This window comes from Streptomyces sp. NPDC014006, assembly GCF_043088925.1.
In the GTDB taxonomy this organism is placed as follows: Bacteria; Actinomycetota; Actinomycetes; order Streptomycetales; family Streptomycetaceae; genus Streptomyces.
The window spans coordinates 80,311-99,431 of record NZ_JBICAJ010000016.1 but is presented as its reverse complement, the minus strand read 5'-3'; the positions used below and the strand labels follow the sequence as shown (position 1 = coordinate 99,431).

11 protein-coding genes and 4 CRISPR repeat arrays are annotated in these 19,121 nt (G+C 69.4%); of the genes, 1 reads left to right on the top strand and 10 read right to left on the bottom strand.

Annotation, left to right across the window (positions count from 1 at the left end; genetic code table 11):
* Window positions 1–7: 7 nt before the first annotated feature.
* A CRISPR array of direct repeats spans window positions 8–524; the repeat unit is 29 nt; unit sequence GGGACCATCCCCGCGGGCGCGGGGAGCAG.
* A 95-nt stretch (window positions 525–619) separates the two neighbouring features.
* From cas2e to cas3, 8 genes are read right to left on the bottom strand one after another with little or no spacing between them, the layout of a single operon-like run.
* Complete coding sequence (gene cas2e / locus ACF1GV_RS37345; protein WP_391690392.1) at window positions 620–973, bottom strand: type I-E CRISPR-associated endoribonuclease Cas2e; 354 nt, start codon at window positions 971–973, stop codon at window positions 620–622.
* Window positions 970–1,956 (bottom strand): type I-E CRISPR-associated endonuclease Cas1e, encoded by a 987-nt coding sequence (gene cas1e / locus ACF1GV_RS37340; protein WP_391690389.1) that lies wholly within the window; start codon window positions 1,954–1,956, stop codon window positions 970–972. The genes cas2e and cas1e overlap by 4 nt, the downstream gene beginning before the upstream one ends.
* A gap of 5 nt (window positions 1,957–1,961) precedes the next feature.
* On the bottom strand, window positions 1,962–2,732 hold the full coding sequence (gene cas6e / locus ACF1GV_RS37335) for a type I-E CRISPR-associated protein Cas6/Cse3/CasE (protein WP_391690386.1): 771 nt from the start codon (window positions 2,730–2,732) through the stop codon (window positions 1,962–1,964).
* Window positions 2,732–3,454: a type I-E CRISPR-associated protein Cas5/CasD gene (gene cas5e, locus ACF1GV_RS37330; RefSeq protein ID WP_391690384.1), complete on the bottom strand. Its 723-nt coding sequence runs from the start codon at window positions 3,452–3,454 to the stop codon at window positions 2,732–2,734. Before cas5e ends, cas6e begins: the two co-directional genes overlap by 1 nt.
* Window positions 3,451–4,644, bottom strand: a complete 1,194-nt coding sequence (cas7e, locus tag ACF1GV_RS37325; protein ID WP_391690381.1) for a type I-E CRISPR-associated protein Cas7/Cse4/CasC — start codon at window positions 4,642–4,644, stop codon at window positions 3,451–3,453. The genes cas5e and cas7e overlap by 4 nt, the downstream gene beginning before the upstream one ends.
* The gene (gene casB / locus ACF1GV_RS37320; protein ID WP_391690378.1) at window positions 4,641–5,312 is read right to left on the bottom strand and encodes a type I-E CRISPR-associated protein Cse2/CasB; all 672 of its coding nucleotides are present in this window, start codon (window positions 5,310–5,312) and stop codon (window positions 4,641–4,643) included. Before casB ends, cas7e begins: the two co-directional genes overlap by 4 nt.
* On the bottom strand, window positions 5,309–7,003 hold the full coding sequence (gene casA / locus ACF1GV_RS37315; RefSeq protein ID WP_391690374.1) for a type I-E CRISPR-associated protein Cse1/CasA: 1,695 nt from the start codon (window positions 7,001–7,003) through the stop codon (window positions 5,309–5,311). Before casA ends, casB begins: the two co-directional genes overlap by 4 nt.
* A complete protein-coding gene (gene cas3 / locus ACF1GV_RS37310) occupies window positions 6,996–9,923 on the bottom strand; it encodes a CRISPR-associated helicase Cas3' (protein ID WP_391690371.1) in 2,928 nt (975 codons plus the stop codon). The genes casA and cas3 overlap by 8 nt, the downstream gene beginning before the upstream one ends.
* A gap of 230 nt (window positions 9,924–10,153) precedes the next feature.
* Window positions 10,154–12,310: direct repeats of the CRISPR family, unit length 29 nt; unit sequence CTGCTCCCCGCGCACGCGGGGATGGTCCC.
* A gap of 139 nt (window positions 12,311–12,449) precedes the next feature.
* Between cas3 and ACF1GV_RS37305 the strand changes: the two genes are divergently transcribed.
* Complete coding sequence (locus ACF1GV_RS37305) at window positions 12,450–12,872, top strand: hypothetical protein (protein WP_391690368.1); 423 nt, start codon at window positions 12,450–12,452, stop codon at window positions 12,870–12,872.
* 194 nt (window positions 12,873–13,066) lie between these two features.
* Window positions 13,067–13,522: a CRISPR direct-repeat array (repeat unit 29 nt; unit sequence CTGCTCCCCGCGCACGCGGGGATGGTCCC).
* A gap of 1,919 nt (window positions 13,523–15,441) precedes the next feature.
* Window positions 15,442–16,384: a CRISPR direct-repeat array (repeat unit 29 nt; unit sequence CTGCTCCCCGCGCACGCGGGGATGGTCCC).
* 283 nt (window positions 16,385–16,667) lie between these two features.
* On the opposite strand, the gene ACF1GV_RS37300 is transcribed toward ACF1GV_RS37305, so the two are convergent.
* Together ACF1GV_RS37300 and ACF1GV_RS37295 are read right to left on the bottom strand one after the other, a co-directional pair.
* On the bottom strand, window positions 16,668–16,976 hold the full coding sequence (locus ACF1GV_RS37300) for a hypothetical protein (protein WP_391690365.1): 309 nt from the start codon (window positions 16,974–16,976) through the stop codon (window positions 16,668–16,670).
* Window positions 16,977–17,136: 160 nt separating this feature from the next.
* Window positions 17,137–18,849: a hypothetical protein gene (locus ACF1GV_RS37295; protein WP_391690362.1), complete on the bottom strand. Its 1,713-nt coding sequence runs from the start codon at window positions 18,847–18,849 to the stop codon at window positions 17,137–17,139.
* Window positions 18,850–19,121: the final 272 nt, after the last annotated feature.

The window sequence follows — 19,121 nt, the reverse complement described above, 5'->3', positions numbered from 1 at the left end:
CGTGGCGGGGACCATCCCCGCGGGCGCGGGGAGCAGACGACACGAAGACCGACGGCCGGCAGACCTGCGGGACCATCCCCGCGGGCGCGGGGAGCAGGACTTGATGGTGCGTCCGATCATGGCGAGGCGGGGACCATCCCCGCGGGCGCGGGGAGCAGACGACACGAAGACCGACGGCCGGCAGACCTGCGGGACCATCCCCGCGGGCGCGGGGAGCAGGGGCATGGCGCCTCCTACTGGTACTGGCGGCGGGGACCATCCCCGCGGGCGCGGGGAGCAGATCGTATTCAATCCGATGGCGCCGCCGGACATGGGACCATCCCCGCGGGCGCGGGGAGCAGAACGGTGCAGCAGCCGCCTTCCTCAGCGGCGGGGGACCATCCCCGCGGGCGCGGGGAGCAGCCACAGGCACCCGCTCCACCGGCTCCTCCACCGGGACCATCCCCGCGGGCGCGGGGAGCAGCCGGCCACCGGCTTCGGCGGCATGGGCGTCGCGGGACCATCCCCGCGGGCGCGGGGAGCAGACTCCGTGACCTGCGATTTTGCTGCGGATGTTTGTCGTTTAGAAGCAGTTTCGCCGATTCCGACATAGAGCACATAAGGATGACTGAGGCGCTTATTAACTTCTACCGTACCGTCGTTGTTTGGAAGCCTTGCTCCAGCCTTTCCGGGGAGTGTTTGCGGCATCAGTAGGCGCCTTGACGTTGGGGCGGCGAATTAGGGTCAGGCCCTCGTGATCGACGGGGTGCCAGGCATGGTCGTAGGTGCGGAAGGTGAAGCCTTGCTCGTTGTTCGTTGTGTGGGCCAGGAGAGCGCGGCCTTGGTGGGCGTACTGCTGGACTTCGTCCCAGAGCAGGTCTCGGATGCGGGCAGAGGGGTTGCCGATGAAGACGCCGGCGGAAATCTCGAGGAGCCAGCGGGTAAGGAAGCCTCTCAGGCCGGGCGGGCAGTTAGTGAGGACGATGACGGTCACCAGGAGAACTCCACGTCGCTGTAGGCGCCATGATCGTCAGTTCCGTCGCCGTAGTTGTGGCCTGAGGCGACGGTGCGGTCTCTGTCGCTGTGGAGGGTGACGACGTCTTGGTCTTCGTTCGCTGCTCCTGCCGAGACTGCCTCGGGCAGCAGAAGGTGTTTGATGTCGTTGACGCAGCGATCGAGCAGGGATGTGGCGTTGATGCGGTCCCTGAGGGCGCGGCGGGTGCGCGGGCCGACGTCTTCTTCGTCCTCAGCGGCGATGTCGAAGGCGAGGGGGATGCCGATTTCTGTTTTGTAGAGGTCGGCAATGTCGAGGACGAAGGACAGTTCGTGGCCGGAGTGGATGAAGCCGAGTGCTGGGCTGCATCCGAGGGAGGCGACGACGGCGTGGGCGATGCCGTACATGCACTGGGCGGCTGAGGTGATGGCTTGGTTGACGGGGTCGCCGCTGGAGAAGTCGCCGGGGGTGTAGCGGCGGCCGTGCCAGGGAACGCCGGTGCGGGCGGACTGGGCTCGGTAGCAGTCCTTGACGCGTGTGCCTTCGCGTCCGAGGAGTTCGTGGCGGGTGAGGCGGGCGGGGTCTTCGTCGGGGAAGCGTAGCCGGTACATGGCGCGGGCGACGGCGAGTCGGCTGCGGGTGTTAGCCCACTGCAGGGCTTGGGCTTCGGCGAGCGCGGAGGAGCGGGTCAGGGCGCGGCCGCCGGCGTAGTAGCGCACGCCTTGTTCTCCTACCCAGCAGACGGCGGCGCCGGTTTCGCCGAGGACGCTCATCGCCTGGTGGGTGATGCGGGTGCCTGGGCCGAGGAGGAGGGTGCCGATGGTTGCCGATGGGATGTGGGTGGTGCCGTCGGCGTCCTCGGCGGTGATGGCGTTGGCGTCCCGGTGCACGGTGCAGCGTTCGAGGTAGATGAAGGACAGCCGGTCGCCGGTGCGGGCGAGGTGGCGCGGGGTGAGCGCCGCGCGCCGGTTGATGGTGGTCATCGGACTCAGCCTGTTGCGCGCATTGGTGCCAGGGTGAGCAGGCCGCAGCCATAGGCTTTGGCCTTGCCGATCCCTTGAGTCAGGGCGCGTCGCAGCAGTTGCGGGTCGGTGACTTGGAGGCGGCCGTCGAAGGTGACGGTGACCAGGGTGACGGGTGCCCGCCGGCCGCTGCCGGTGCCGCGGGACTTGTCGAAGGCGAGGGGGCGCTTGTCCTGAACGGTCACCTCGTACCGGTCGCCGTGGTGGGGCTGCTTGGTGTGGGTGGTGCCGCTGGGGAGAAGCCGCTTGGCGTCGGCTTTCTCCAGTACGCGGAAGCCGCAGGCTTCCTGGCGCTGAAGGAGCCAGCCGATCTGGTGCACGGGGGTGATGTGCGCGGTGCGTTTGGTCGGTTCGTCGTCCTTGCGGCGGATCTGATGGACGGGGTTGGCGGTGAGACGGAACGCCCACTCGTCGCCGCTGGCGAGGCGGTCCAGGAACGGACTGTAGGGGCGGGTCTGCCAGCCCGGCTCGCCGGGGTGTGCGACAGCTGGCCAGCCCGCTTGTTCGACGAGGTGGGTGAGGTCGGGCCGTTCGGGGCTGACGATGTACAGCATGACTTCGGCTCGGGCGGCCTGGTCCAGGCGCCACAGCACGCGCGGACCGCCTGAGGGAGGCGTGTCGGTGGGCAGCAGTGCGGGGAAGGACGACATGACGGCCGCGTGCATGGTCTGAGGGGAAGACAGCAGGCGGCGGGCACCGGAGCGCGCGGTGTTCACGCGGAAGCGGGTGAGGTACATCAGGCGCTCTCTTCGTCCAGGGCGTCGAACGGGTCGTGGCGGGGCAGGTGCCGGGCGTCCGGGGCGGGGATGCGCACGCTGCAGGTGACCTGGGTGCGCAGGGCGTGGCGCCGGTGTTGGGCGGCGAAGCTGAGGGGCTGGTCGCGCAGGGTGTCCGCGGTGTGATGCTCGTCCGGGTCCGCGTCGCGCAGCACGGTCAGTTCGATGTGGTCCTGGCCGCGGTGGTGGTTGCGGTACCAGGGCGAGGCCTGCCAGGGCTCGGCGCGCAGTGCGTCCAGGACGTCGTCGTGGTCATGGAGGCGGAGTTCGACCGGGAGGGAGGGCGGGCAGGAGCGGCGGCCAAGGAACGGCGGATACACCGGGGCGCGCATGGCGGCGTTCAGTGCGGTCACCAGCGTGGCATCACCTTGGAGGGCGGCGACGAAAACGGCGTCGGCGAGGTAGAAGCGTTCGGACAGCGGCATGGATTTGCCGGTGACGCCGTGGTGGGCGGTGTGGAAGTCACGGACGCGGGTGCCGGGCTGGTCGATGCGGACGGCGAACCGCAGGGCGGCCAGCGGTGCCAGTGCGTCGTCATCGCCGCGTTCGATGCCGGCGGCGGCGGCGAGCATGCCGATGACGCCGCTCTTGGTGGGGGCGGACTCGGTGGTGCGGCGGGCGAAGCGGGCCGAGGCCCCCCAGGACTGCAGGGGGCCCGCGAGCCGGAGAGTCAGCACGCTCATGCGGGCTTCTCCAGGCGTTCGGCGACGGCCTGGCCGACAGCGGCGACGAGTTCGCCGAGGGTGGCCGACTCGGTGCCGATCCCTGCCAGCTTGTTCGTATTGGGGCCGACCCGCAGCACCCAGGTGAGCGTGGAGTCGTCGTCGCCGTAGGCGCGTTCGATGTCGGGGATGTACTCGGCCAGGCGCTCGCACGCCTCGCGGACGTATCCGCCGCTGGCGCCGCGCACCGGGTCCTCGAAGGCTGCGACGAAGCTGACCGGCCGGGTGGTGCGCAGCTTGACGATCACGGCGTCGGGCAGTGTGTGGTGCCCGAAGGTGTTGATCTTGCCCGTGGGAAGGGAAGCGACGAACCCGTGGACGAAGGCCTCCACGGCCCGGCGGACCGGCTCAGTGCGCGACTCGTCCTCGCGCAGTCCCTCGCCGAGGTTGGCGGCGAGCTGATGGACGCCGAGCGCGGCGTAGCGGTAGAGGGTGGCGGAGTTGAAGTCGACGGTGCCGATCATGCCGGCGCCCGTCTCGGCGTCGGTGTTCTCGTCGTCGACGGCGGTGTAGTAGTCAGACTCGTTCTCGACACGGTGAACGCTGAGGGCATGGGCGACCTGGACGGCGGCGTCGACGTTGATGTCGGCGTCGTCGGCGACCATGCGACCGAACAGGGCAATGTCGACGGAGTGACGGGTGTCGGCAATCTGCTTCGCCCGACTCCGGTTCTCCTTGTCCTTGAAGAACGCGGCGATGTCGCCAGCGCCCTCGACGGCGAGGCGGGCCAGGCCGTCGAGCTGGCGGGTACTGAGGAACACCAGATACTTCGACTCAGGCGCCGGCTCACGCTCTCCGTCCTTGACGGCAGCCGCCTTGCGCTGGGGAACTTCCGTCTTCAAGCCGGTAGCCTTCACCGTCTCGTCCGCGACCCGCACAGCGTTCTCACCAGTGAGGGAGGGCTCGAACTCGGTGATCCGGGCGGCGATCACCTCCACGATCTTCTTGGTCCGCACGCCGAGCTCACTGGGCTCGAGCAGGTGCTCATCCTTGAAGTAGGTACGGGTGGCCCGCTTCCACGCCTGGCTGGAGACGCGGGCGCGCGGCACTCCCCCGTACACCGCGCTCTTCGGCGCTCCGGTGTCGTCGCGGTTGATGTTGCTCGGCGGGACGGTCTGCAGGGCGTGCACGTCCAGGAAGATGCGATTCACGAGGCGTCCTTGTCGGTGTCCGTGGTGCTGGTGCTGTCAGAGCCGGCGGGAGTCGGCTTGCCGTGCCAGGCGTGGAAAGAGCGGCCCCATTCCCTGCGGACGGTGTCCGCGCCGCCGGGCCACTGCCACGTGTAGAGCTGTCCGGCGAGCAGGGCGTGATCGAGCGGGATGTCCTCGCGGCGCAGCAGGACGACGATGTCGCGCAGCCGCTGGGCGAGGACCGGCAGATCGGGCGCGGTGCCGGCGCGGACCAGGCGCTTGTGCACCGGCTCGTCGATCTCCCCCGGCTTCATCATCCGGCGCACCGCGCTTCCCAGGCCGCGGCGCCGGTCCGGCCGGTCCGCCTGATACATGCCGGTGCGGCGGGACTGCTGATGCAGCGCGTAGAGAGTGAGAGCGACGTGCAAGGCGTCCTCAGACCTGGTCAGTTCGCTCTCACTCAAGGGCCGGGAGCCCTGCGGGGTGTCGTGCAGGGGGCCGGTGTCGATCAGGGCCCACAGGTCCGGCAGCTGCCCGGCAGGCCGGCCCGCGCCGCGCCGCAGCCGGGCGAGAGCTGCGACCGCGTGGGACTGATCCGTGAGGTAACCGCGCTGCAGGGCGGTGATGTGGGCAGCGGCGAGACGGGTGACCCGTTCGCGCGGCGTGACAGGTGCGGTGACAGTGGTCATGCGGGTGCCTTCACAGTGGTCTCGGGCGCCGGGCCTGCGTCCGCATCCGGCGTCGTGTCGAAGGAGTCGGGACGCCCCAGCCCCTTGTGCAGGGCAGCGCGGAACCACTTGCTGGCGAGCGCCGAGTTGAGCCACTCCGTGCCGTGCTTGACCGCGACGATGCGGCCCTGCCACGCCGCGTCCCCGGCCGCGGCCATCAGCCGGTCACCGAGCTCGCTGACCATGGCGTACACCTGCTGCTGCCATTCACCGCGCCGCGCATACGGGTCGTCGGTCTCGGCGAGACGGGCCAGCCAGGTGCGGTACGGGGCCTCGAGAAGACCGTAGGCGAGATCGCGTGCACTCGAGCGGGGCCCATCGCTCTCCGTGCCGGCCGCGCGGGCCAGGTTGGTGGCGAGGTCACCGAGTGCGTTGACCGCAAGATCGGCATCGCCGACGGCTGCGACGGCCTGCTCTGCGTAGCGCCGATCATGCCGGTGCAGCAGGACGACCGCCATGGCCACGTGGTCGTCGACGACCTCGTCGATCACAGACTGCTGCGTGCCGTAGCGTGCACCGATGATCCGCGCCCGAACGAGGAAACCGGCCTCCAGCTCCCCCTCGGTGACCAGGCGGGCCACCCACTCCAAGATGCCCGGCCGCAGGTAGTCGGCCGGCTCTGGCCCCAAAGAGGCCTGCTCCTCGCTCATGACGAGCGCGCCGATCCCCCGCCAGGCCGAACGCTCAGGCGCGTGCTCACGCGGCAGGTAGACCGGCGTCTGCTTCAGCTTCTTCTCCTGCGTCCGGCTGCGCCGCCAGGCGGTCATCGGCTCCCGGTGCTGCCGATTACGAGGGGACAGCGGGTCGCCGTAGCCCAGGACGACGCCGTGCACGCCGTCAGCGTCGAAGTGCAGCCGCAGGCGCCGCGTCTGCCAGGTGTACAAGTCGCGTACACCACTCGGGGCGCGCTCCGCGCCGCCCGGGCCGCTGGGCTGGCGGCGCCACGCCGGCGCATCCTCTGCATCGATCTCAACACCGGAGGTGTCGGCGGCCACCAGATTCAGCAGCAGCGTCTCGCGTAGCGTGGCGCCCTCGACGAAGACGCCACCGAGGTTCCCGGCCCAGCCGACACCCAGCGGATAAACCTTGCCGCCCTTGACGCGCGCGTCGCCGTGCACGCCGGTCTTGATGCCGGACGTGTCGTAGGCGTGCGCGTGCACGACCCAGCGGGCCGCCTCAGCAAAGGTGAGACGCTCGACGGTGGGCATGCGCGCGGTAAAGAACGGTTCCCCGTTGGGAACGTCGGCCACGATCCGGTTGAGGGAGAACACCTCGTCCTTCGCGGTCCGCAAATGAGGCGTCTGGAAGAACGGTGCAGCACCATCCAGCAGATCGAAACGGCCGCGGTGCTCCTCGAGATACGCCTCGATGGGCCCGAAGCAGTCCTCCTCGGCCCACAAATCCGCCCACTCATCGATGTCCTGCGGCCCGTCGAGCGCATCATGCGCGATCGCGAGGAGCAGACGATGCAGAGCGAACTCCTGGGTGGGCAGGTCACCGATGATGCGCCGCAGGTCGCCCGCCTGCGCGAACACCTCCCGCAGCGATAACTCGCCCTGGGTACCGTCCCGTCTGAGCACGGGGATCCACGACTGAGTGGTGAGGTCGAACGACACCACACCGGGGCCGTCGTTCGGGTCGACTTCAGGCACGGGTCACCTCCAGGCCGTCATGAGGGCTGTACTGGAGCTGGAAGCCTGCCAGATGGGTCTGACAATGCTCGTCGAGCGGCAGAATCAGCTGGCCAGCCAGCCAGTGACTGTCTTTCACCTGCCATGCAGGGATATAGAGCTCCTCGAGCTCGTCGACCGCCCGGTCCATGACGTCGGCGTAGCTGAACTGAATCGGCAACCGCAGTCCGCAGCTCGCCGCGGTACGGGCCGCAAAAGCGGTCGGCACCTGGTCTGTGGGCAGTGACAGCCCTGCACGGGGGCGGCCTTCACGATCTGGCTCCAGCCACGGCACCGTGACCAGGGTGCCGTCGGCGCGCCGCTGTACGACCACGACCTCCAGGTTTTCGCGGCTGTCGCGTACCTGGGCCCGGCCCTGGCGGGTGTCGTCCGCGTCTCCGACACCTGCTGCGACCCAGCCGAACAGCGGCCGGCCGGGACGGCCGGCGGCATCCAGCCGGAACGTCGCGGCCCGCTCGGTTTGGTCCTCGCGATGCTCGTCGTGGCGCGCGCGGGCAGCTTCGAGCGCCTCCTGCCAGTCGGACGGGCCATCGAACTCATCCGCGTAGGCCCGCTGCACCAGGGGACTGATGTCCGCGGGCAGCCGTACAGGACGTTCCCGGCCACCGCCGAGGTGCGGCTGCAGGACGGCAGCGGACCGCAGCAGCGCATACGCCCCGTACACGGCGAGCGAGCCGCGCACCGGCGCGGGAACGGCAGCGCCGTAGTCGACACCGGTGACCAGGCAGCGTGCCTGACGCAACCGCTCAGGCCGGTCGGTCTGCTCCACACCCCCGCGCAGGTGCCGGTGCAGCCGCCCCATGCGCTGGAGCAGGAGGTCAATCGGGGCGAGGTCGGTGACCAGCAGGTCGAAGTCGACATCCAGGGATTGCTCGGCGACCTGGCTGGCGACAACGATGTGCGCCGACGACGGCCGATCGCTCTTACCCGGCGGCCCAAAACGGTTCAGAAGACCGGCGTCCTTGTCTGCACGGTCAAGATCGATGAAACACGAGTGGGCGACGGTGACGTTTGCACCCCCGAACCTCTCGCGCAACGCATCCGCTGTTTCAAGGACACGGCGCACCGTATTGCGGACGACCAGGACGCAACCGCCCCCGGCCAGGTCTCTCTCCAGCCGGTCGGCGAGGACCTCCACGTCGTCCTCTAGCCGCTCCAGTTCGACGTCCGTGCCGCGGGACGAGGCCGCCGGGCACCGCATGACCGGCGCGGCGCCGGGCGTGACCGCCGTCAAAAGCGGATAGTCACCGGCCTGGGCGACAGCGTCGAACGAAGCCGCAACCTCACCAGTGGTCTTACCCGCATAAGCCTCTACAAGCTCTCGTCGGCGGCCAGCCGGCAGCGTCGCGGACAACACCACCACCGGCACCCGATACGCGCCCAGCCACGACAGCACCCGATCGAGATAGACGCTCATGTACGTGTCGTAAGCATGCGCCTCGTCGATGACGACGACCTTCCCGGCGATCGCCAGGTGACGCAGCGCCAGGTGTCGGCTCTTGAGCCCGGCGAACAGCAACTGATCGACCGTGCCGGCAACAAACGAGGACAGCATGGCCTTCTTCCTCCCCCGCAGCCACGCGTGGGCGACGAGTTCGGCAGCAGCAAAACGGTCACAGCTCGACGGCCGCCACTCCTGCTCCCCCGGCCCGTCCACATCGACCGCGGCAATCCGCCGGCCCCGGCCCATCAAATCGGCGAAGCCCTCGTTGAGGGCCGCCTTGGAGTGGGCCAGCAGAACCGAGTAACGAGTCCCCTCCGGAGCAGGCAGACGGTCGAGCCAGCCCAGCAGGCGGGGAAACATCGCGTTACCAGTGGCCATCGTCGGCAACGCGAAGAACACACCACCCGCCCCGAACCGCGCGGCAAGAACCTCCACAGCGGCGAGCGCGGCCTCCGTCTTCCCCTCCCCCATCGGCGCCTCGATCACCATCAGCCCCGGCTCGTCCATCCCGCGTGCCAGTTCCACAGCCGCCTCCTGCACCGGCCGAATCTTCGCCCCCGGCGGAAGGTCGAACCGTGATGCGAACAGCTCCTGGACGTCCCCGACCGGCTCCTCAGCACGCCAAGGGCCCGGCAGGTCCAGCCCACGCCAGGCGGCCACGATGCGCTCGTGGCCCGTTCGGGGCACATCCTCAGGAAAGTAGGGAAAGAGGTCGGGATTGCTGGCAATCCAGTCGGACACGATGACCAGCGCAGACAGCAGCACCTGCACCGGCTGCGGCAGCTTCACCACCCGCCAGGCCGCCAAGCGCTCCCGCACGCCGAACTCGTCCGCGCACGCGTCGAGAAGCTCCTCCTGCACCCGCTTCCACAGCGTCCAACTCTGCCCACGAGTACGCAGCAGATCCGGGTGACGGCCAAGCGCCTGGATCTGACCGTGCTCGGGCGGCATCCCGTGATGCCCGCCCACCGCCACCGTGAACTGCCCCGTCTGCTTGACCGTCCAGCCGTGCCGCTCTTCCAGCCACTCCCCCAGCAGCACCTGCCCCGCCAGCCCATGAGGCCCAAGCCGCCGGTCCGCGCCCATCGCCTGCCGCGAACGCATCTCCAGCCCATGACCACGCATGACCTGCGCCAACTGCTCCACCTGACAGGCGAATGCAGGCGTCGCCTTCCCTACGTCGTGCACACCAGCCAGCCACACCGCCAGCCGGCGCGCATCACCCTCCCCACCGGGCAGGGCACCAGCGATCAGCCTCCGCACCGACAACGGCAGCCACTCATCCCACAACCGCCCGGCCACGGCGGCACTGTCCTCCATATGCCGCCACAGCGGCAGCCACCGGTCGGAATCACGCTCGTGCTTGGCCCACACACTCAACGCTGGTCTGCCCAGCCGGGCATGAAGCCCCACCGGGGCGCCCCCCTCGCCTGTCATGCCAGATACATACAGGGTGTAAGCGAAGCGTGACACCGATATGAAGAAACGGGCAAGATCTACAGCTGGCGCAAGCTAGACAGCGGACGTCACCCGGCAGCCCTAAGTTGGGTCCCCGGCTGGGTCGCGGCACAGCCGAAACTGCAGGGTAGGTAATGCGAATTTTGTCGGACTCTCGAGAAGTCATGGAAAACACGGCACTGGCCCTGCAAACCCGCAGGTCACGCAGTCTGCTCCCCGCGCACGCGGGGATGGTCCCAGGACGAGGGCGAAGATCAGGGCTCCGATCACCTGCTCCCCGCGCACGCGGGGATGGTCCCGAGGTCGACGTCGAGGCCCAGCTCGGCGGAGACTGCTCCCCGCGCACGCGGGGATGGTCCCACCGCCAACATCGTCGCCGAACGACTCCGGCCCTGCTCCCCGCGCACGCGGGGATGGTCCCGCGCCCAGCCGTGACCGCTCCGGCGGCGCTCCCTGCTCCCCGCGCACGCGGGGATGGTCCCCGTCGTGCCCGCGGGACTCCATGCGGTCGTCGCTGCTCCCCGCGCACGCGGGGATGGTCCCTCCGGGTTGACGTAGTGATCGGGGTCCGAGAGCTGCTCCCCGCGCACGCGGGGATGGTCCCGCCAGGATCGCGCCGTCAATGCCGATCGGCACCTGCTCCCCGCGCACGCGGGGATGGTCCCTACCGCCTCAACGAGAGGCGCAGCGAGTAGCACTGCTCCCCGCGCACGCGGGGATGGTCCCTCGTTGTCAGGGTCGGTGGCTTCGCCCCAGGGCTGCTCCCCGCGCACGCGGGGATGGTCCCGCGCCGGCGAGAACCCCCGCTTCACCAAGCTCCTGCTCCCCGCGCACGCGGGGATGGTCCCAGGTCTTCGGCGCGCCACTCGGCGGCCTTCCACTGCTCCCCGCGCACGCGGGGATGGTCCCGCTGTGGCCCGAGCGCGCCGCAGCCTGGCCACCTGCTCCCCGCGCACGCGGGGATGGTCCCGCCGCCAGCGTGCCGACCGTCTCTTCGAGGGACTGCTCCCCGCGCACGCGGGGATGGTCCCTGGCGTGCCAACATCTCCAGGTCAATGGAGAACTGCTCCCCGCGCACGCGGGGATGGTCCCAGCTCTGCCGGGATCTGCAGCACGGACCCGTCCTGCTCCCCGCGCACGCGGGGATGGTCCCGCGTTGAACCCGGTTTTGATCCCGCCCCAGATGCTGCTCCCCGCGCACGCGGGGATGGTCCCGTCACCAATGCAATGACGTCCATCATGGCCAGCTGCTCCCCGCGCACGCGGGGATGGTCCTCGGAGCGCCACGACGCGGTCTGCACCGTCCGGCTGCTCCCCGCGCACGCGGGGATGGTCCCCCCAACGACGAGGAGACCGCCCGGGTGCTCATCTGCTCCCCGCGCACGCGGGGATGGTCCCGACTCACGGAGCCCCGTTCCTGACTCACGGGACTGCTCCCCGCGCACGCGGGGATGGTCCCGCTGACAAGATCCGGTTTGCACCGGACGGAATCTGCTCCCCGCGCACGCGGGGATGGTCCCAGACCGACGAACAGCGCGCCGCCGAACAGGCACTGCTCCCCGCGCACGCGGGGATGGTCCCGCGGGCGCGCTCTGGCTCGGCCGGCGCACGCTCTGCTCCCCGCGCACGCGGGGATGGTCCCTGGAAAGAGATGGTCCCGGAAGAGGCCAAGGTCTGCTCCCCGCGCACGCGGGGATGGTCCCTGGAAAGAGATGGTCCCGGAAGAGGCCAAGGTCTGCTCCCCGCGCACGCGGGGATGGTCCCGGCAGAACGGCGGACCGGTACGGTCTGCTCCCCGCGCACGCGGGGATGGTCCCCGGACCTGAGCCCCGTTCCCCCGACCGGCCTCCTGCTCCCCGCGCACGCGGGGATGGTCCCAGTTCGGCGCGTTCCAGGGGGCCGCTGCGCGGCTGCTCCCCGCGCACGCGGGGATGGTCCCTGCCCAACATCAAGCTGAAACTGGGGCAGATCACTGCTCCCCGCGCACGCGGGGATGGTCCCCACGCGCGACCGCCCTCGCCGCCCAGATCTCCCTGCTCCCCGCCCACGCGGGGATGGTCCCGCCTCATCGATGATGTTGCAGTCACCGGAGAACTGCTCCCCGCGCACGCGGGGATGGTCCCGGCATCGTCGTCACCGGAACACCGACCAGCGGCTGCTCCCCGCGCACGCGGGGATGGTCCCTCGAAGGAGCTGCGCGACTACACCGACGACCACTGCTCCCCGCGCACGCGGGGATGGTCCCCACGCCAGGGCAAGCTCATTCGCTTCCCGAAGCTGCTCCCCGCGCACGCGGGATGGTCCCTCGCAGTCCAGGTACACGTTGCGGATGGTCATCTGCTCCCCGCGCATGCGGGGATGGTCCCCCGCCACAGACCGGCACGCACCGCCTGCACTGGCTGGTCGGCTCCAACCAGGCGCATCGACGCTCAGAACCGCATACCAAGCACATGTAGAGCACACGTATTGTTCACGCCGTAAGTAGGCCCGTTCCTTGGGGGGAACATGCACGTCCGCACCGCCATCACCGCCCTTACGCTCGCCGCGTTTGCCCTTACCGGTTGCTCATCGAGCAGCGACGACGGGACCGATAGCAAGACCAGCAGCTCGCCGAGCGCCGCAACGAGCGCCACGCCGAGCGCAGACAACAGCGCCGCCGAAAAGACGCTTGGCATCCCGCCTGAGCCGACCGGGGCGAAGCGGGCCGAGCTGCTGCGCGCGCTCGCCGCCGCCAACCCGGACGTCATCAAGTACGAGGAGAAGGCTGTTGATGCCGCCCGCAACCAGTGCGGCGCGATCAACGGTGGAGCCAGCCGGCTCGACTACTTCGCGTCTCAGCGATTCACGTACAAGGACGTCACGACGACCGAGGCGCAGGGCAAGCAGATCAACGAGGCACTGAAGGGCATCGGGTTCTGCAAGGTCTGAGCACCCTGGGAATGCGCCCTGCTGGGGACTTGCTGGCGGGGCGCCTTCATATTCGTGTAGCGCCATACTGTCTGGGGACGGCAGGGTCATCCGTTCTTCGGCGCGTGCTGCACGGTAGCGGCCTGCACTTCCGGGAAGGGCTACCTGCCCAGGCGGGAGTGGTCCGGCTGAGGCTGGCTGGTGCAGGGTGGCGCCTGCTCCCCGCGCACGCGGGGATGGACCAACCTCAGCCCGCGCCGACCTGCGAGACCTTCCCTGCTCCCCGCGCACGCGGGGATGGTCCCCGAAGAGGGTGGTTCGGTGGGCGCGGATGATGCTGCTCCCCGCGCACGCGGGGATGGTCCCTCTGCGTGGCGGGCTCGGACGGCGTACGTGTACTGCTCCCCGCGCACGCGGGGATGGTCCCGAGGCCGCGACCGCTGCGGCCGCTGACGCGGACTGCTCCCCGCGCACGCGGGGATGGTCCCGATCACGCTCACGCTCGTGCCCAGCCGACTGGCTGCTCCCCGCGCACGCGGGGATGGTCTCCTTCCGCCGGGCTGGTGAGTCAACGCTAAACGCTGCTCCCCGCGCACGCGGGGATGGTCCCTGGAGGTAGACGAGGCCGAGCTCGGCGGCGGCCTGCTCCCCGCGCACGCGGGGATGGTCCCATGGCAGAGGTGACGCGTCGCAGCGAGTCGATCAGTATCTGTGCTTAGACCGGCTTGGGTGGTCTCCGAAGCAGACGCTCCGGCCATTAAGCGCCGATCTCGTTCAATGCAACACGCAGGGCGTAAGGGTCCATCATCATCGCTGCATGATGGTTGCTGGTCGAGAAGACGATTTCGCAGAGCGATCGCAGAACCGCGATAGTCCTCCGGCGGTCAGCGCCTGCGCTGGGCATTGCCCGGTTGCTGGGAGAGGTTTGTTACCGCCTTCGAACGCTAGGCTCGTCTCGGTGAAGCAGACACCGCTCTTGGTGGTCCTTCCGGTCCTTGCCTCGGCGTTGTACGTGCAAGGTGCCTCCACGTTGACGATCATGGAGCTGTTAGGCGCAAGTACTTCCATGGGAGTGTCTGCGCTCCTGATCTTGTCGGGAAGAACCCGAGGCCTGCGCCTGACTTTCGCCCCGAAAGGGGAAGATGTCGGTTAGCTTCAACTTGAGCGTTTCAACCGAGTCGGTCAGGGACTTGTGCTCCCCGTTTGGCGGGGATGGCCCAACGCAGGGCGTCAGCTGTACGTGCTCCCCGCGCACGCGGGGATGACCCCTCCCCCAAGAGCCTGACGGCCGCGACTGTGCCGCTCCCCGCGCATGCGGGGATGGTCCCCCGAAGGGGAACGTGGCGCTGGGCAAGAAGCTGTGCTCCCCGCACCGGCAGGGATGGTGGCCAATCACATCAGGACCCCGGCTTGTGGTCGGCGGTCTCCGCCGACTGTCCCGGCGAGACAGGGTCGGCGATCAGCTAGGCGATCTGCTCCCCGCACCCGCGGGGATAGTGCCGTGCGCCACGTCTCGCCGATCATGTACCTCAACTGCTCCCCGCGTACGCGGGGACAGGCCCCGGCCGGCCTGGCCACCGCGGCGCAGGTACTCCCGGCTCTCTGCTCCCAACACACGCGGGGATGGTCCCACTGGCAACGCGACCAGCTCGCCGTCTGGCTCCTGCTCCCCGCACACGCGGGGATGGTCCCGCGGCCATGGCCACCATCTTCGGTGCGGACGCCTGCTCCCCGCGCACGCGGGGATGGTCCCGGCACGAGCGTGACGCGTCCGGTTCCCGTGATCTGCTCCCCGCGCATGCGGGGATGGTTTCGAGGCTGGCGAACGCTGGCTCCGCGACGGCGTCTGCTCCCCGCGCATGCGGGGATGGTCCCTCGCGGTCAGCGACACGCAGCGCGATCCGGTCCTGCTCCCCGCGCACGCGGGGATGGTCCAACAGCAGCTTGGATTTGGTCGGACGGAGTCTGGGACCGAACAACTGACCGCCGCCATTGGTGCACGCGGACGCTCCGTCAGCCGCCAGATGCGGTCCACTCCCCCCGTGTTGGTCCCGAGGCGATTCTGTTGATCGGCCCGCCGCCGGTCTGCTCCCCACTTCCCGCCGGGATGAACCCGAGGCCAAGACCCAGCGCCTGATGCTGGCCGGCTGGTCCGCGCGCACGCGGGGGAAGGTCCCGTGCAGATCCAGCAGGACGGGTGGGACACGTCCTGCTCCCCGTGCACGCGGGCATGGTTTCTTGGCCCGCGCCGAGCTGTCGCCGCGCAACAGCTGCTCCCTGCGCACCCGGGATTGGTCCCGCCGCCCCGCCTGCCGAGCCGACCGCGCACGGGTACTCCCCGCACACGCGGGGATGGTCTGGCTTTGTAGGCCCCTACGACTGTGCCCCGAGTTCGTCGGCTTGGGCGCGCAGTCGTAGTGAAACAAGGCACGACCTTGCCGAGGACGGCGTTCGATCTACGAGAGCCGTAGGATGCGCTGCCAGTGGACACAAACGGTTCCGAATGGGTCGGAGATGCGCGTGATGTCCGGAGTCGACGAAAGTCATGAGCGACGGCGCCCTGCCGAAGTAAACGCGCAGGTCGGCAAGTCTGCTCCCCGCGCACGCGGGGATGGTCCTACGGGCTGACCTGGACCGATGCGCAGGGCACCTGCTCCCCGCGCACGCGGGGATGGTCCCGTGACATCCGCCCTGGTCGTCTCCGGCGCCAGCTGCTCCCCGCGCACGCGGGGATGGTCCCACCGGGTCCGCCGGCCCCCGCCCCGCCCCCATCTGCTCCCCGCGCACGCGGGGATGGTCCCGTCCCCGGATTCGCCACCCGCTGGAACCTGTTCTGCTCCCCGCGCACGCGGGGATGGTCCCAGGGAGGGCCACGGCGCGTGGGGCCCGGTCAACTGCTCCCCGCGCCCGCGGGGATGGTCCCTGGCCGAGGCTGCCGTCGTAGCCGAGGCCGAACTGCTCCCCGCGCACGCGGGGATGGTCCCGCCTCGGTGTAGCGCTCGTCGAAGCCGGGCAGCTGCTCCCCGCGCATGCAGGGATGGTCCCGACATCGAGGCCCGCTTCAAGGGGCTGGAGCACTGCTCCCCGCCCATGCGGGGATGGTCCCAGCTGGCCCTTGCCCAGCGAGCCGAAGCGCAGCTGCTCCCCGCGCCCGCGGGGATGGTCCCCAGTATGAGCCGACCGCTCATGGCCGCGCTGACTGCTCCCCGCGCCCGCGGGGATGGTCCCGTGACGTCGTAGTACGACCGTGCGGAGGGGGCCTGCTCCCCGCGCCCGCGGGGATGGCCCCTGGGCGGTGGAGTGGTCGACGTCGAGGCCGGGCTGCTCCCCGCGGCCGCGGGGATGGTCCCGACGTGACCATCTACGTCACACACTCGCTGCTCTGCTCCCCGCCCCCGCGGGGATGGTCCCCTCGCCCTGGGCGACGACCAGCCGGGCACGTGCTGCTCCCCGCGCCCGCGGGGATGGTCCCGCTCGGTACTTCCGCAACCGTCCGCCCGGCATCTGCTCCCCGCGCCCGCGGGGGGTGGTCCCTCGACGTTCTTGCCGGGCCCGGCGCAGGGCGGCGGCCTCGGTGACCGCGGCCTGGTGGCGGCGCTGTGCCCGGCTCGCGTCGATCGAGGCACGTCGTCCGGGACGACGTCCGGCTCGGGAAACGCGCGGTGGCTCAGTTCCCACATCGCGGCGGTCTGCCGCTCCACCGCTTCCGCAATGGCCGGGAACATGGGACGGCCGGGCGGCCTGGCGGTGCGCCTCGGTGGCGCGGCGGTAGCCGTCCGGCGGGGTCCGTCGCTGCACCGGCGCGGCGGGGACGGTCTATGGGGCCGGGTCGGCGGCCGCCGTGGCGGGGCCAGCCTTCACGGGTGCGGACGCCAGGACGTGCAGCGTGCGGACGTTCGCGCCCTGCACTGTTGGCGGCGCGACCAGCTTCGGCGCGCTCCAGCGCAGCTTCGTGCCGTACGCGGGGGCGCTGGGGGCGACGTCCAGGCGGCCGGTGTCCGCGTCGAACGCCACGGCCTGGACGTGACCGGCGAGCTCCGGCGCGGCCGCGGCGAGGATGTCGTCGAACTGCGCGAGGACGCTGCCGCCGGCGGCCGGGGCGACCATGCCGCGCTCGGTCATCATTATGCTGATCGCGCTGCCGAGCCGGGCCGCGAACGCCAGCTGATCGAAGTTGGCGCCGCAAGGGGGGCCGGTAAACGGTTAGGTGTTCTGTCCGGCTGCGCGAGCGACTGGGCATGGCTTCGGCAGACCTCTTGGGGCACGGCGGACGGTACTGAGCCCGTCAGGACGCTTCAGGGCGAACCCAGCGGATAAGAGCTATCGGATCCTCCACAGGCACCAGCACCACCTGACTTCCTTGCCCCACTTGGCGCTCCGGGTCCGCCTTCAGTTGCACGCCGGGTGAGTAGAACTGTCGCAACCCGAGGTCGAGCACTTGATCGCCGACGGACACCGTAAGCGGCTGATGGACGATGAAGGCTCCCGGCAGGTTCGCCAAGAGATCCTGTGGCGGTTCGTGGTCGGTCGTGAGCGTCAGTTCGCTCCACGGCACACGCAGTTCCTCACCACGCAGCAGACGCGCAGCCTCCAGCCACGTCTCAAATTCCTCGATGGGCCGCCCCAGCAGCGGTGGGATCCGGATCGTGAGGCCTGCAGCTCGCTGGATCTCCAGCAGTGCTTCAACGATGTCACGCTGGAGCGCCGGACCGAGGTCGCGGGCATGACCGATCGGCATCGGTCCCTGACCAGGCTCGGGCCGGTAGGGGTTATGGATCGTGAGCCGGTTCGGCGCATGAAAGTGAGCCATGAATTCCGCCCCTGCACGCACGCTCTCCAACCGCTTGTCGGCCAGGTCGCGGGTGTCGATCGCGATGTTCATCTTCTGTGCCGTGAAGTTGAATCGCAAGGCGACGTCGAATACCTCACCGATCTCGACGCCACGCAGTACGCCACCGACTCCGGTCAGCCCGGTGGTACCGGATGTCAGTACGACGAGCGTGCTCCCCAGTTCCTCCCCGTCTGGCGCGGTGATGGTGAACCGCACTTCCTGCGGTGTCGGGCTCGGCTTCGGATTGGCACTGATCTTGAGCAGCGTCGATGCGCCCGGTGATGGGGAGAGGCCGCCGGGAAGGTCGGCGGTCAGGTCAAAATTCTCAGCTGACAGGACAAGGTCGGTTCCGTAGTCACGGAAGTTGAGGACGTCCTGCTCAAGGTCACTGCCCTGCGGTACGTGGATGTTCAGGGACAGCGGAATGGGGCGGACGCTCGGGGCATCTGAGAAGCGGGCACGCACAGCGATGGCCACCGAAGGGTTAGCGTCGAGTGCCTGGCATACGAACATGAGACGTTCAGGGTTGATTGTGCTGTGATCGAGGGGCCGTTCGGTCACGTGCAAGTCGTATGAATAGTGAGGATCATAGGCGTTGAGCTGCTTCGACAGGGTGGTCAGCATCTTGCCCGCGTCGGCCGCGCTGAGCGGTTCGTCTCCGTCTGTTGCACCACTTTGCTGGCGTAGAAGCGCGGTGAGGTCGGCGACCGCGGCTTGAAGGCGTTCTTTGCCGCCCCGTAGGTAGTAGTCGACGACGTCAGGGAACTCGGAAACGAGTCCTTCTACGAAGATGAGGCCGCGCCAGCCCACCGTCACCTCGGGCAGGGTAGGTAGACCTTGCAGCCACTGCAGGTTCTCCTTTGTCGGATCTAGCGGAGTCACGAGGTCCCATCGGGAGACCCGGACATCCTGTGCCTGCGCGTATGTGGTCAGGCGTTTCAGGGACTTCTCGATCTGTCTCTTCTGGCTGGCCTTGAGGTTCTCAGCGAACTTCTTGACTTGCAGGACGTGGTGGCTGCCGTCCAACTGCGGGAGCAGAAGGTCAATTCCGCCATCCCCTCGCGAAGGCCGGATGCGGACGCAGTCCGGGTGCCGTCGGGACAGCAGGACGGCAACCACCTCTTCAACCTCTTCACCGCTCAGGCGGGTCCACTCAACTCTCGACACGAGACCACGCTAGAGCTACCCACTGACAATGTGGCAGCACGCCTCTGAGTTGGCCTTAGTCGAGGCACGGCCACGGCGTGTGCGTCAGCCAGCTGCGGTGCAGCGCTGGCGGTACTGGCCTGACGGTTGGCACGTTCGGACCGAGCCCAGCGCAAGACCGCAGCGCGGGAGGCGTCGGTCTGGCGGGCACTCGATGCGGGCCCCGCTGGCCAGCCGCCGTCGGCCTGACCCTCCGGGGGCCCTGCCCGACGTTGTTGGGATCAGGCCCGGCG